The organism is Shewanella loihica PV-4 (assembly GCF_000016065.1).
In the GTDB taxonomy this organism is placed as follows: domain Bacteria; phylum Pseudomonadota; class Gammaproteobacteria; order Enterobacterales; family Shewanellaceae; genus Shewanella; species Shewanella loihica.
Genome location: NC_009092.1, coordinates 520,872 through 533,673 on the forward strand (window position 1 = coordinate 520,872; position 12,802 = coordinate 533,673).

The window sequence follows — 12,802 nt, forward strand, 5'->3', positions numbered from 1 at the left end:
AAAAACCACCGCCTCGGGGCGGTGGTCAGCAGGTGAAATCTTAGTTCTGTTTCGCGCCTTCATCTATCCAACGCTTGATGAGGGCGATCTGCTCGCTGCTGAGGGGCTTTCCTTCGCCTTGCGCAAATTTATCACTGTGGTGGGGCGGCATCTGGATCTTGCTATCGACCTTATGGTCGATCGCCAGGTAGAGGGTGCTGGAGGCGGAACTGCCGGGAACCACGACGGGGCCAAGCTGGGTACCGCGCATCACGCCCTGATAGCTATCCAGTGCCAGATGGGTTTTTGCCATGCCTTCGCCTGCACCCGAATGACAGCTGATGCAGGAGGCGTTGAGTATGGGCTGTACTTCGGATGAGAAGCTCACCGGCCGCTCACAGCCCAGTAGCGCCGTGGCGGCCAATGCTGCCACCAGTAACAGGCGCCTGTCGATGGAGTGATGAGCATACATAGTATCCTCCCAATAACCTTGTATTATGTACGGTTTAAGTATAGTCCCGCCGCGCCTAATCCTCCTGTGTGGTGAGTGAGACAAGGCGCCTGTGGTGAGCGGGTGTAAATCCAGCTTGCCGCTAAAACCGAGATGAACCAAAGAAAAAGCCCGACTCTCTCGAGCCGGGCACGCCGGGAAGCGAAATGTAAAGGGGTTATGCGGTCTTAGGCACCTTGATGCCGAAGACCAGGGTGTAGGCCACCGGCAGCACCACCAGGGTGAGCACAGAGGCGAAGCCAAGGCCGAAGATGATGGTGATCGCCATGGAGCCGAAGAAGGCATCCGGCAGCAGGGGGATCATCCCCAGCATTGTGGTGATCGCCGCCATCAACACCGGACGCACACGGCTCACCGAGGAGTCGAATACCGCGCGGTAGGCATCCTTACCCTGACTCAGCTCGAGGTTTATCTGATCCACCAGGACGATACCGTTCTTGATGATCATCCCGGTCAGACTCAGCAGACCCAGCAGCGCCATGAAGCTGAAGGGGGCATCGAACAGCAGCAGGCCTGAGACCACGCCGATCAGCGCCAGCGGCACGGTAAACCAGATCACCAGGGGCTGTCTGACCGAGTTAAACAGCAGCACGGTTATCAGGAACATCGCCAGGTAGCCAAGTGGGATCGAGCTAAATACCGATTGCTGCGCCTCGCTTGAGGTCTCATATTCGCCGCCCCATTCCAGCTCATAGCCGGCGGGTAGGCTGATGGCCTCGACCTTAGGTCGCAGTTTTCTAAATACCGAGTCAGCGGTCTCGTTGCCGCCGTTCAACGGGTCGGCGAGCACAGAGATCACCCGCTTACGGTCGCGGCGCATGATCAGCGGATCTTCCCACTCTGTGGTGAAGTCACTGACCACCTGAGAGATGGGCACGAACACATTGTTTTCCGTGCTCCACACCTGCAGCGCCGAGATGCTGTCGGCATTGAGACGTTCATCGGCCGGCGCCCGGGCAATAATTGGTAGCAGATGGCTGTTCTCACGATACAGGCCGACATGCTTGCCGCTGAAGTTGGTCAGCAGGGCGTTATCCAGATCTTGCTTACTGATGCCGGTTTCCCTGGCCTGAGCCAGTGCCAGCTGTGGACGCACCAGGGTTACCTGGTTACGCCAGTTGTGGCGCACGCTGGTGGCGCTCGGCTCGGCGAGGAAGATCTCGCTCGCCTGCTGGGCCAGCTGTCTCAGCACCTCTGGGTCTTCGCCGTAGAAGCGTGCCTCGATCTTGGCCGCCGGGCTGGGGCCATTCTCCATATACTTGAAGCGATATTCCGCCTCTGGGTAGTGCTGTACCAGGTCCTGCTCGAGCCTGCGCATATAGGCATTGAGGGTCTCCAGATTGCTCATCTCGATCAGCAGCTGGCCATAGGCGGCGTAGCCCTTCTCCGGCACATAGGGCAGCACGAAGCGCTGGGCGCCCTGGCCGACCACACTGGTGATGTTCACCAGGCCGAGATCCTGTTTCTCCTGCTCCGCCATTAAATCCTGCTCGATACGACCCAGCAGCGCCTCGGTGGCCTTGATGTCGCTGCCTTCAGGCATCCACACATCCACGAAGAAGATAGGGGTGTTAGAGGCCGGGAAGAAGACGTTTTTCACCTGACCAAAGCCCATCACCGAACCCACCAGGGCCAGCAGCACGACCAGCAGGGTCAGGCCGCGAAAACGCATCGCCAGGCTCAGGCTGCCGCGATAGAGCTGGAACAGCCAACCCTTGTAGGGGTCGCTATCTGCTTCATCGGGGATCTCGCCATCCTTAAACAGCAGATCGCAGAAGAAGGGGGTCAGCGTCATGGCGGTGATCCAGCTGATAAACAGGGAGATCAGCAGCACCAGGAACAGAGAGATACAAAACTCACCCGTGGCGTTGTCCGACAGACCGATAGGCGCGAAGGCGATGATGGCAATAACCGTCGCCCCCAGCAGTGGCCACTGGGTCTGAGTGATCACCTGCTTGGCGGTCTCCAGACGCGACTGGCCGCGCTTGAGGCCTATGATGATCCCTTCAGTTACCACGATGGCGTTATCCACCAACATCCCCAGGGCGATGATCAATGCCCCCAGCGAGATGATCTGCAGCTCGATATTGAGCACCTTCATCATGATGAAGGTACCGAGAATGGTGAGCAGCAGCACTAGCCCCATTAGCAGGCCAGATCTCAGCCCCATGAAGATCAGCAGCACGCCGATAACGATGGCGATCGATTCCGCCAGGTTCACCAAAAAGCCGTTGATGGTCTGATCCACCATCTTGCTCTGGTCGTAGACTGTGGTCAGCATCATGCCCACCGGCAGCTCGTCGCTGAGCGCCATCATCTTCTGATTGACCGCCTCGCCCACCTTGACCACGTTGACGCCGCTGGAGAAGGCGATGCCCACAGACAGCGCCATGTCGCCGCCGCTGTGATACAGGTTGCTCGGGGTCTCGTCCATCGCCTTGTAGATGTTGGCGATATCCCCCAGGTAGATCAGCTTGGCGCTACCGGGCGCACTCACCACAAGGCGTGATAGCGCCTCGACGCTGTCGAACTCGCCCGTGGGGTGGATGCGGATACGGTTGTCGCCCACGCGAATGCTACCCGCGTTAGAGACCACGTTCTGGCTGTTGATCAGGCCATAGATATAGTCCTGGTTCAGGCCTAAGGCGTTGATCTTCTGAGTGGAGATCTCCACTACTACCTGTTGGTCGACGATACCTGCGATGTTGACGCGCTTGATCCCATCGACCAGCACCAGCTCGCGGCGCAGAAAGTCGGCATAGTTTTCCAGCTCGCGTTCGCTGTAGCCGTCGCCGCTGAGGTTGAGCAGAATGCCATAGACGTCGCCGAAGTCGTCGATCACCTGAGGTGTCATGGCGCCGCTGGGCAGACTCCCCTGGGTATCGCTTACCTTACGGCGCACCAGATCCCAGATCTGCGGCAGCTTCTCGGCGTCGTACTTGTCCTCCATCTCAATCTGGATCTGCGACAGGCCGGCGCTGTTGATCGAGGTGATATGTTTCACCCCATCGAGCTGCTGCAGCGCATCTTCCAGGGGCAGGGTAACCTCTTCCTCCACCTGCTCCGGCGAAGCGCCAGGGTAGGCGGTGACGACCAGTGCCTCTTTAATGGTAAATTCGGGAAATTCCAGCTGCCCCAGGCTCATGAACGACAGGCTGCCACCTATGAGGAGCAGCAGGGCAAACATCCAACTGACCACCTTGTGGGTGATCGAATACTCGGCAAAATTCATCTGTTAAACACCTCGTTGCCAGCGCAGCGGCTTGACCTGCTGACTCTCGTGCAGCTGGGCCACACCGGCGACTACCACACGGTCACCTACCGTCAGGCCCTGGGTGATCTCTATCCCCTGACTGGTCACCTTACCCAGGCTCACCTTGCGGGCGCTCACCTGGCCCGTGCCCAGATCATAGGTCCAGACGATAGGCTCACCGTCTTGATCTCGCTTGAGCACGGCGCTCGGCGGCACTATGGCGCTCTTCTTTTTGGCATCGGGACCGGCGATATCCAAGATCAGCTGGGCACTCATGCCCGGCAGCACGCTAAATTCGGTCGGGGTCGGCAGGGTAAACACCACCTCGTAGCTCTGGGTGCCTGGCGTCACCTGAGTGGCGAACTCCTTGAGACGCGCGGCATACTGCTGCTCCGGGTGATTGCTAAAGGTCACCATGGGCAGTGAAGGCGAGTGTGGGTTAAAGGAGGTCACACGGCTGGCCAGCGACTCGGGCACCTGGATCACTACGTCGATGAAGCGATCTTTCTGCAGCACCAGAACCGGCTGGTTGGCCTGTACTATCTGAAAATTCTCTATCTTGGTCTTGGCGACCGTGCCGCTGAAGGGCGCCTTGATCACCGTATAGCTCAGCTGATCCTGGGCGCTGGCCAGGTTGGCGGCGCTGGATTTCAGCTGGGCCTTGGCCAGGTCATATTCCGCCTGGGAGATCAGCGCCTGGCGCAGCAGCTCGCCCTTACGGTTAAAGTCGGCCTGGGCCAGTTCATGATCTGCCTCGCGGTTGAGCAATTGGTTGCGAGCGTCTCTGTCGTCGAGGCGCGCCAGCACCTCGCCCTTGGTGACGCGCTGGCCATCCACTAGAGAGAACTCGATCAGCTGACCCGATAATCTGAACGACAGTTCCGCCTGCTTGGTGGCGGCGACCTTGGCGGGGAAGCTTCTCAGGGTGCCGCTTCCCAACTCGGTGATCTCCAGCAGCTTAACGGGACGAACACTCTCGGGAGCGATCTCGGCAGATTCTGTGCTGCAGCCGGCAAGTACTAGAGTTAATACGAGTAGTGAAAGTGACGTTGTAAGGGGTTTCATATCGTAAACTCCATCATTTGTGACAAGGTGTATCTCATGGCGGCTAAGATAGCAGCGCGATACATCTATTAAAATGGAATTATGTGGAACCGTGAGTTCCAAAAATTGAAACTGTATTAACTTGATTTACCCCTGTGACTGTGTGCAAAGTAATAACAGAATCAGGTCTGCCGCCTGTTATTGAAGTGAGACTGTGATGAAAACCGAAGATATTGCCCTGTTCCACCGCATCGTCGAGACGGGCAGCCTGGTCGAGGCTGCCGATATTCTCAATGTGCCTAAATCGACCCTGAGTCGGCGCCTGCAGACGCTGGAAGATGAGCTCAATGTTAAGCTGTTTCATCGCCAGAGTCGCGCCATGACCCTCACCGCCTCGGGCAGCCATTTCTACAATAAAACCACGCCCTTGCTGGCGACTCTGGAGCAGACCTTCTCCGAGCTGTCGGGGAAGGAAGCGGCGGTTACCGGCCATCTACGCATACTGATCTTTCCGATCCCTGAGCTCTTGTATATCACTCAAGCGATATTCGAGTTTATGGATCTTAATCCGGCGCTGACGGTGGAGATCATCGTCAGCTCGGAGCCCAAGGATATGATCCGCAATAATATCGATCTGGCCTTCATGCTCGAAGATGCGTTTAACGAGAATGAGATGGTGGCGCGGCATATCATCAGCGAATTCGTGCATTTCTTTGCCAGCCCGGAATACCTGGAGAGGGCGGGTAAACCGACTAAGCCGGAGGAGTTGCCCGAGCATAACTCCATTTTGTTTCGCTATCCCAACGGTAGGATCTTTAATGAGGTGCCCTTCGGCAAAGACAGGATACTGTCGGTAACGGGTAACCTGTGTGTTAACAGCCTGAGTACCTGTCTAGAGGCGGCCTTGATGGGGCGTGGCATCGCCATGATGCCGCTACCGATCGCCCGGGAATATGTGGAAAATGGCAAGCTGGTGATGCTATTTGAAGATATCGAGCCCTATGAGGGTAAGTGCTTCCTCGTCTATCCGTCGCGGCGTTTCATTAGCCTCGCCAGCCAGCGCTTTATCGACCATGTGTTGCGGGCACTAGATGAGTGTTTGCAAAATGGTGCCTGCGATCGTGAAGCCAGGACCAAGGGGGCGATTAAGCCGTTAATTTAACGCTATTCGCCGCAGACGATTAAGCCAAAGGGCGCCAGCAGCTGACTCTGCTGCCAGGCGTCTATCATCACCCCTTCCAGCGCCACCTCGCGGGGATCCAACCCCTCGAGATCCACCCTTGTCAGGTTGGCGCCCCTGAGATCGAACTCGCCCCACAGCTCAGGGCTAAACTCGCCGCCGCTGAGGTCACTGCCCTTAAGCGATGCCCCGGTCAGGTTGGCGCCGCGCCAGCGGTTGTCGGTCAGTTCGCACTCTTCCAGTATCACCTGAGACAGGTTGCCATAGGCGAGGTTACAGCCGCTGAATACGGCGCTGCAGAAGTAGTGATTGATGCCGATTTGATTGGCGAAACTGGCGCGGTAGAAGTCGGCGCCCTGCAGGTTGGATGCTCGAAACTCGGCGCCGAAACAGCGGGCACCGGTGAAGCGCGCCAGGTTGAGGCGACAGTCACTGAACTTGGCGTTGATCAGCGTGGCGTAGCTAAAATCACACCCCAGCAGATCGCCGGGCTCGACAAACTGACACTGCTTGAAATGGCAGTCGGTCAAATCCGCGCGGTTAAAGCTGCAGCGCACGAAGCGGCAGCGACGAAACAGTAGCCCCTGCAGATCTTTACCGCTGAAGTCATGCTCAAAGTAATCCCGTTCAAGCGTCTCGTGTTGCAAATCATCCATGGCGGCTAGCCCTCTGTTAACGCTTGTAGATCTCGACATGCTTGGGCGTGGTGTCTGGCTCTGTGATGCGACTGGCCAGGATATAACAGGCGATCCCCATCACGGCGTTGGTGATAGGTAGCGCCAGCAGCAGGCCCTTCACGCCGCCCAGATAAGAGCCCAGCGCCGCCAGCGGCAGCAGGAGTAGAAACAGGCGACAGACGTTAAGCACCAAGGAGCTCATCGGCCTGTGATAGGCGTTGAGTGAGGTGGCGGTAAGGATCACCATCCCCAGTGGACCATAGGCGGCGGGCAGGGCGATGATGTAGAAGCTGAGCCACTCGATCACCTGGGGATCTTTACTGAACAGTTGGGCAATAGGGGTAGCCATGAGTGCCAGCGGCAGATAGATGAGGGTCTGGAACACCAGCACGAAACGTAGCGACAGCATGAGGGCGTCGCGGGCGCGCTCCGTCTGTCCCGCCCCTAGGTTTTGGGCGATAAAAGGCACCAAACTGGAGGAGAGCGCCATCACGGCGATCAGCAAAACCGATTCCAAACGGGTACCGGCGCCGAATGCCGCCACCGCGCTGTGGTCGATGCGCGCCAGCATGGCCATTATGATGGCGTTGGCCACAGGGTTGAGCAGGTTCATCAGCGCCGCAGGCTGGGCGATATGGGCCAGCTGGCGCCAGTTGCAGTGAATGCGCTCAAGGTTAAACTCGGCAAAGTCCACCAGGTTGCGCTTGATGATAAGCAGGTAACCCGACAGAGACAGCGCCACCACCCAGGAGATCAGGGTGGCGATGGCCGCGCCCTGAATTTCCAAGCGGGGGAAGGGGCCTAGACCGAAGATCAGCAACGGGTCGAGCACCAGGTTGATCACCGCCGCCAGCGCCATGATCTTGGCCGGCGACTTGGTATCGCCGGTGGCGCGCAGCCCCTGGTTGCCCACCATCAAGAGCACCAGCAGCGGCGCCCCCAGATACCAGAGAAACATATAGTCGCGGATCAGCGGCAGGCTGTCGTCGTTGGCGCCCAGCAGGGTAAACAGCGGGCCGATAAATAGGCTGCCCAGCAGGGACAGGGCGGCGATCAGCCAGAAGGTGATCAGCAGGGCGTCATGCAGAAATACCTTGGCCTTGGGGCTGTTGCCACTGCCGATGAGGCGGCCGAGATTAGTCGATACCCCGGCACCTATGCCGATGGCGATGCTGGAGACGATCAGGGTGACCGGAAAGGTAAAGCTGATGGCCGCCAGGGCTTCTGTCCCCAACTGGCTGATAAAAAAGGTGTCTACAAGGCTGAACCCAAGAATGGTGAGAATACCAATCAGGTTCGGGAGGCTCATATTTAGCAGTACACGACCGATTGGCTGACTGAGCAGCCCGTGTCTGTCTCTCATGTATGTGGAATGCCTAGGTAACAGAAGGAGGGCAATTCTATCAGGAAAGGCTGATCTTTTATAAAACCCAGTTAAAAAAAATCAGATTTTTTTTGTAAAGCCCTTGGATCTGCTAAACCTTATCCCCATATATCGAACATCCCGCGGCGAAAGCTATCTCGCCGCACTTTTAATTTGATAAACCGCCAACGTTTGTTGGGCAAAAAAATCATTAGGAGAGTCCGTAGATGAATATTCGTCCATTACATGACCGCGTCATTGTTAAGCGTTCTGAAGTTGAATCAAAATCAGCCGGTGGCATCGTACTAACAGGTAGTGCAGCCGAGCAGTCAACTCGCGGTGAAGTTCTTGCAGTAGGCAATGGCCGAATTCTTGAAAATGGCACTGTGCAACCACTGGACGTGAAAGTGGGTGACATAGTGATCTTCAACGAAGGTTACGGCGTGAAGAAAGAGAAGATCGACGGCCAAGAGGTGTTGATCCTGTCTGAATCAGATTTAATGGCTGTAGTGGAATAATCCACTAAGTTACTCAATATCCCGTTTAACCAGAATTTTATTAAAGGATACAGAACATGGCAGCTAAAGAAGTTTTATTTGGCAATGACGCTCGCGTAAAAATGCTTGCGGGCGTAAACGTACTGGCTAACGCAGTTAAAGTTACTCTAGGCCCTAAAGGCCGTAACGTAGTTCTAGACAAGAGCTTCGGCGCGCCGCTGATCACCAAAGACGGTGTATCGGTAGCTAAAGAGATCGAACTGGAAGATAAGTTCGAAAACATGGGCGCGCAGATGGTGAAAGAAGTTGCTTCTAAAGCCAACGACGCCGCCGGTGACGGTACCACTACTGCAACCGTACTGGCACAAGCCATCGTAACCGAAGGCCTGAAAGCCGTTGCCGCTGGCATGAACCCAATGGATCTTAAGCGCGGTATCGACAAGGCGGTTGTAGCTGCCGTTGCCGAGCTGAAAACCCTGTCTCAAGAGTGTAGCGACACTAAGGCTATCGCTCAGGTAGGTACCATCTCTGCTAACTCTGACGAGTCAATCGGCGAAATCATCGCAACTGCGATGGAAAAAGTTGGTAAAGAAGGCGTGATCACAGTTGAAGAAGGTCAGGCCCTAGAGAACGAGCTGGACGTGGTTGAAGGTATGCAGTTCGACCGTGGTTACCTGTCTCCATACTTCATCAACAAGCCAGAAACCGGCAGCGTTGAACTTGAAAACCCATACATCCTATTGGTTGACAAGAAGATCTCTAACATCCGTGAGCTACTGCCTATCCTTGAAGGTCTGGCGAAAACCGGTAAGCCACTGATGATCATCGCAGAAGACGTTGAAGGCGAAGCCCTGGCGACTCTGGTTGTGAACAACATGCGCGGCATCGTTAAAGTGGCTGCGGTTAAGGCACCTGGTTTCGGTGACCGTCGTAAGGCGATGCTACAAGATATCGCTATCCTGACTGGCGGTACTGTGATTGCCGAAGAGATCGGTCTTGAGCTTGAAAAAGCGACTCTGGAAGACCTAGGTACTGCTAAGCGCGTGGTTATCACCAAAGATGACACTACCATCATCGACGGTACCGGCGAGCAAGAGCAGATCTCTGCCCGTGTTGCCCAGATCAAGATCCAGGCAGAAGAGTCTACTTCAGACTACGACCGTGAAAAACTACAAGAGCGTATGGCTAAGCTGGCCGGCGGTGTTGCAGTGATCAAAGTCGGTGCCGCTACCGAAGTTGAAATGAAAGAGAAGAAGGCTCGCGTAGAAGACGCGCTGCACGCGACTCGCGCCGCCGTTGAAGAAGGTGTGGTTGCCGGTGGTGGTGTTGCCCTGATCCGCGTTGCTTCTAAGATTGGTGAGCTGGACGTGGCTAACGAAGACCAGAAGCACGGTGTGACTATCGCACTGCGCGCCATGGAAGCGCCTCTACGTCAAATCGCGACCAACGCAGGTGAAGAAGCCTCAGTTGTAGCGAACAATGTTAAGAACGGCTCTGGTAACTATGGTTACAACGCCGGTAGCGATGTGTATGGTGACATGCTAGAGATGGGTATTCTTGACCCAACTAAGGTGACTCGTAGCGCGCTACAGTTCGCTTCATCTATCGCAGGTCTGATGATCACTACCGAAGCTATGGTGGGTGATGTACCGCAAGAAGCTGGTGCTGGCGATATGGGCGGCATGGGCGGCGGTATGGGTGGTATGGGCGGCATGGGCATGATGTAATTCTAGCTGGTTAAAATCGTCTATAGCGGCGTTATCTTGCCACTCGTTTAGACAGCTAAACGTCGCGGCAAGATGCCTTGCTCTAAAACGATTTTTCCTGCGCTAGAAGCAATGCTGGTCTAAAGCTCAGAAGCTTAGAACGTAAAAATGAAAGCCCCGATACTTAACCGTATCGGGGCTTTTTCATATGGATATGATTATCCCCGGAGTATATGGATATACGAAGAGGGGATTTGCTTTGTGGTGAGTGAGCAGCGCTGTGTTGCCACATGCTTGTAAGGTATTAGCAGACAGCTAAACGTCGCGGGAAGATGCCTTGCTCTAAAACGATTTTTCCTGCGCTAGATACTCTGCTGGTCTTAAGCCTAACAGCCTGAAACCAAAAGAATAGAAGCCGCGGTATCGTCAGATAGCGTTTTTTTCAAGGCCATTTTTAATAAGTAAGCTAAAGCTTAAAGTTAATATTATAAGTGAATGAATGCAGGGGAATGACTTGCAATTTTTAATGGGTGTCAAGACTGTTGTTTTATTTAAATAAAAATTTCATTATCTCAATAAATAAATAAACAATGGCTGTCCCGAAAAACATACCGAAGAGTGTATGGCGATAGGACCAAAACATATAAGACTTTGATGATACAATTTTGTCGAAATGAGTATTTTCAATTCCATCTATTAAGTCTTCACAACATTCTTGCAGCTCAAACTTTAGCCGCTCTCTATCCTCGACAGACGTTTTTTTGTCTAAATAACACTCTATATCAAAGTTGTAAAGTGGCGTTAATTTATCTTCGCTAATGAATTTACATGAGGAAAGTTTGTTCAACTGCCTAAGTTTCCAATTTACGCGAGAAACTTTAGCGTTATATCGTTCTTGCTCATATAGTTTTTCACTTTTTTCTTCGCTCCATTTGAACTCAGATAAAGAAGCTATTAGATCAATTAATGCGTCTTTTTGAGCGGATATTGCTCCACGCTTTACACTATGATGATGTATAAATAGACTAAGAATCCAACTGATGAATATCCATTCGAACTTTATCCAGCCAGTCATTTTGGTCTCTTTTGTTCAGCAGCAATAATACGATCATTAGCAGTCGTTACAAAGTTTTCTACAGTGTCATGTTTTATTGTTAACTTCTCATCTAATTCTTCTTTTGTAAATCCTCTGCGGGAAATCAATCCCCCGAATGCTTCATCCAAAAATGACCTTCCATATCTATTGTATCCTGTTAGATCAACAATTACTTTATCGTTGGCCTTTAGAGCATCGACTAAAATTGTATCGCGAAAAACTTCTCCAGCTGTAAATTCACAGCCTGGCGCGTCATCTTTATATCGACCTTTTGGTCGTGGGTGGAATTCGTTGGTAACCACTATCGTTTTAACAGAGTTCATCTAGTTTTATGCTCCATTGAAGTAACGTACCAGATAGTTCATTTTGTAATTCTATCCTAGTATGCTCTTCCTTGCCTCCTTTATTGTATTGATAGCATCCGCTATTGCTCAATATGATTAGTTTACTGTCTGCGTCAGTGGTTACAATATCTTTTATTGAAACGCTTCCTTGCCCGTGACTATCATCATCTAAACTTGTCATGTCATGCATCATGGAAGCATGGATTAGACCTGAATCACCGATAGTATTTCGTAGCGGTGCAATCATAGACTTTGCGGTTCGCACCAACTTAGTAAGCTGACCTAATTTAGAGTTATCTTCTATTTCACCGTGAAGTAGTTTAGAAAACTCTTCCGGATAGTGCTTTTTCACTCTGTTTTGGAATACTTTACTGTCTTCAAATGATAGTGGTATGCCCCTGCCTGAATCGAATATTGCTAAATACATATACTCTTCTTTTTCATTCCCGTTATGGCCAATTGAACATACTAGCCACCATTTCTTATCTTTGTCTAAAGGTTGGTCTGGATAAGCATGGCGACCAACATTTTCTAGTGTTTCAATTACTGCTTGAGATATGCGTGATTCGATATTGTCCGGGATATCACCGTCGTAAAACTTATCTCTAATTGCGTCGACTAAGGCGTCAGGAAAAGTTTGATATTCTTGATTGCTGCCGCTTATGACTGGAATTCTCTTTATTTTTGGGTTAAACATGGCCTGATTTCGCTCAGCTTTAGGGGAAAATGCTCCAGAATCTTTTATAAGCTTATTAACGAATGGAGATTTTTTAGACCAGATAACGGATATTTTGCAATTGTATTTGTCTTGAATCTCATATAACAACAAAAAGACTGGCAGATTTGTGACTGTTGTGTTTACGAAAGACAGATAAATGTGTTTTTTCTCGCTGAGCAATATTTTAAAATCTTGTAGAAAATCAACAAATGCCTGATCGTAACCAGTTCTAACAATATCAAATATTTTGGGTACAGGTAAAATTGGAATGTTAAAAATTGTCTCCAATTTTTTTCCATTGAATGAATGAATAGCATGGCCTTTAAAAATATTATGATTTTTTCCTATTCGATTAGCGTAGAAGCTGGCTTTTTTTGCAAGTTCTCGGTCATGGACTTGTAGTTTCTTTTTCATTTATCTGAGTACCAAGTGTT

At 52.4% G+C, this 12,802-nt stretch carries 11 protein-coding genes; 3 read left to right on the forward strand and 8 right to left on the reverse strand.

The genetic code is table 11. From position 1 onward, the window contains the following. Window positions 1-40: 40 nt before the first annotated feature. The 3 genes from SHEW_RS02390 to SHEW_RS02400 form a co-directional block, all read right to left on the reverse strand. Window positions 41-451, reverse strand: a complete 411-nt coding sequence (locus SHEW_RS02390; RefSeq protein WP_011864271.1) for a c-type cytochrome domain-containing protein — start codon at window positions 449-451, stop codon at window positions 41-43. A gap of 196 nt (window positions 452-647) precedes the next feature. After that, entirely contained in the window at window positions 648-3,722 is a 3,075-nt protein-coding gene (locus tag SHEW_RS02395; protein WP_011864272.1) for an efflux RND transporter permease subunit, read from the reverse strand. A gap of 3 nt (window positions 3,723-3,725) precedes the next feature. Next, on the reverse strand, window positions 3,726-4,808 hold the full coding sequence (locus SHEW_RS02400; protein WP_011864273.1) for an efflux RND transporter periplasmic adaptor subunit: 1,083 nt from the start codon (window positions 4,806-4,808) through the stop codon (window positions 3,726-3,728). A gap of 196 nt (window positions 4,809-5,004) precedes the next feature. On the opposite strand from SHEW_RS02400, the gene SHEW_RS02405 reads away from it, so the two are divergent. Continuing rightward, window positions 5,005-5,949 (forward strand): LysR family transcriptional regulator, encoded by a 945-nt coding sequence (locus SHEW_RS02405; RefSeq protein ID WP_011864274.1) that lies wholly within the window; start codon window positions 5,005-5,007, stop codon window positions 5,947-5,949. 2 nt (window positions 5,950-5,951) lie between these two features. Here the strand turns inward: SHEW_RS02405 and SHEW_RS02410 are convergent, their stop codons facing one another. After that, window positions 5,952-6,623, reverse strand: coding sequence for a Qnr family pentapeptide repeat protein (locus SHEW_RS02410; protein ID WP_011864275.1), 672 nt, complete (start codon window positions 6,621-6,623; stop codon window positions 5,952-5,954). Window positions 6,624-6,639: 16 nt separating this feature from the next. Then, on the reverse strand, window positions 6,640-8,007 hold the full coding sequence (locus tag SHEW_RS02415) for an MATE family efflux transporter (RefSeq protein ID WP_011864276.1): 1,368 nt from the start codon (window positions 8,005-8,007) through the stop codon (window positions 6,640-6,642). Window positions 8,008-8,234: 227 nt separating this feature from the next. Between SHEW_RS02415 and SHEW_RS02420 the strand changes: the two genes are divergently transcribed. Both SHEW_RS02420 and groL read left to right on the forward strand, forming a co-directional pair. Then, window positions 8,235-8,525: a co-chaperone GroES gene (locus tag SHEW_RS02420; RefSeq protein WP_011864277.1), complete on the forward strand. Its 291-nt coding sequence runs from the start codon at window positions 8,235-8,237 to the stop codon at window positions 8,523-8,525. Window positions 8,526-8,581: 56 nt separating this feature from the next. Continuing rightward, a complete protein-coding gene (gene groL, locus SHEW_RS02425) occupies window positions 8,582-10,231 on the forward strand; it encodes a chaperonin GroEL (RefSeq protein WP_011864278.1) in 1,650 nt (549 codons plus the stop codon). 526 nt (window positions 10,232-10,757) lie between these two features. On the opposite strand, the gene SHEW_RS02430 is transcribed toward groL, so the two are convergent. From SHEW_RS02430 to SHEW_RS02440, 3 genes are read right to left on the reverse strand one after another with little or no spacing between them, the layout of a single operon-like run. Continuing rightward, window positions 10,758-11,285 (reverse strand): hypothetical protein, encoded by a 528-nt coding sequence (locus SHEW_RS02430; RefSeq protein ID WP_011864279.1) that lies wholly within the window; start codon window positions 11,283-11,285, stop codon window positions 10,758-10,760. Further along, window positions 11,282-11,629, reverse strand: coding sequence for an STAS-like domain-containing protein (locus SHEW_RS02435; protein WP_011864280.1), 348 nt, complete (start codon window positions 11,627-11,629; stop codon window positions 11,282-11,284). The genes SHEW_RS02430 and SHEW_RS02435 overlap by 4 nt, the downstream gene beginning before the upstream one ends. Beyond that, on the reverse strand, window positions 11,616-12,782 hold the full coding sequence (locus SHEW_RS02440; protein WP_011864281.1) for a hypothetical protein: 1,167 nt from the start codon (window positions 12,780-12,782) through the stop codon (window positions 11,616-11,618). The genes SHEW_RS02435 and SHEW_RS02440 overlap by 14 nt, the downstream gene beginning before the upstream one ends. Between the last annotated feature and the right edge of the window lie 20 nt (window positions 12,783-12,802).

Bases quoted from the DNA above. Each gene is read 5' to 3' on its own strand.
- SHEW_RS02390 (WP_011864271.1), bottom strand. From the start codon at position 451: ATGTATGCTCATCACTCCATCGACAGGCGCCTGTTACTGGTGGCAGCA.
- SHEW_RS02395 (WP_011864272.1), bottom strand. From the start codon at position 3,722: ATGAATTTTGCCGAGTATTCGATCACCCACAAGGTGGTCAGTTGGATG.
- SHEW_RS02400 (WP_011864273.1), bottom strand. From the start codon at position 4,808: ATGAAACCCCTTACAACGTCACTTTCACTACTCGTATTAACTCTAGTA.
- SHEW_RS02405 (WP_011864274.1), top strand. From the start codon at position 5,005: ATGAAAACCGAAGATATTGCCCTGTTCCACCGCATCGTCGAGACGGGC.
- SHEW_RS02410 (WP_011864275.1), bottom strand. From the start codon at position 6,623: ATGGATGATTTGCAACACGAGACGCTTGAACGGGATTACTTTGAGCAT.
- SHEW_RS02415 (WP_011864276.1), bottom strand. From the start codon at position 8,007: ATGAGAGACAGACACGGGCTGCTCAGTCAGCCAATCGGTCGTGTACTG.
- SHEW_RS02420 (WP_011864277.1), top strand. From the start codon at position 8,235: ATGAATATTCGTCCATTACATGACCGCGTCATTGTTAAGCGTTCTGAA.
- groL (WP_011864278.1), top strand. From the start codon at position 8,582: ATGGCAGCTAAAGAAGTTTTATTTGGCAATGACGCTCGCGTAAAAATG.
- SHEW_RS02430 (WP_011864279.1), bottom strand. From the start codon at position 11,285: ATGACTGGCTGGATAAAGTTCGAATGGATATTCATCAGTTGGATTCTT.
- SHEW_RS02435 (WP_011864280.1), bottom strand. From the start codon at position 11,629: ATGAACTCTGTTAAAACGATAGTGGTTACCAACGAATTCCACCCACGA.
- SHEW_RS02440 (WP_011864281.1), bottom strand. From the start codon at position 12,782: ATGAAAAAGAAACTACAAGTCCATGACCGAGAACTTGCAAAAAAAGCC.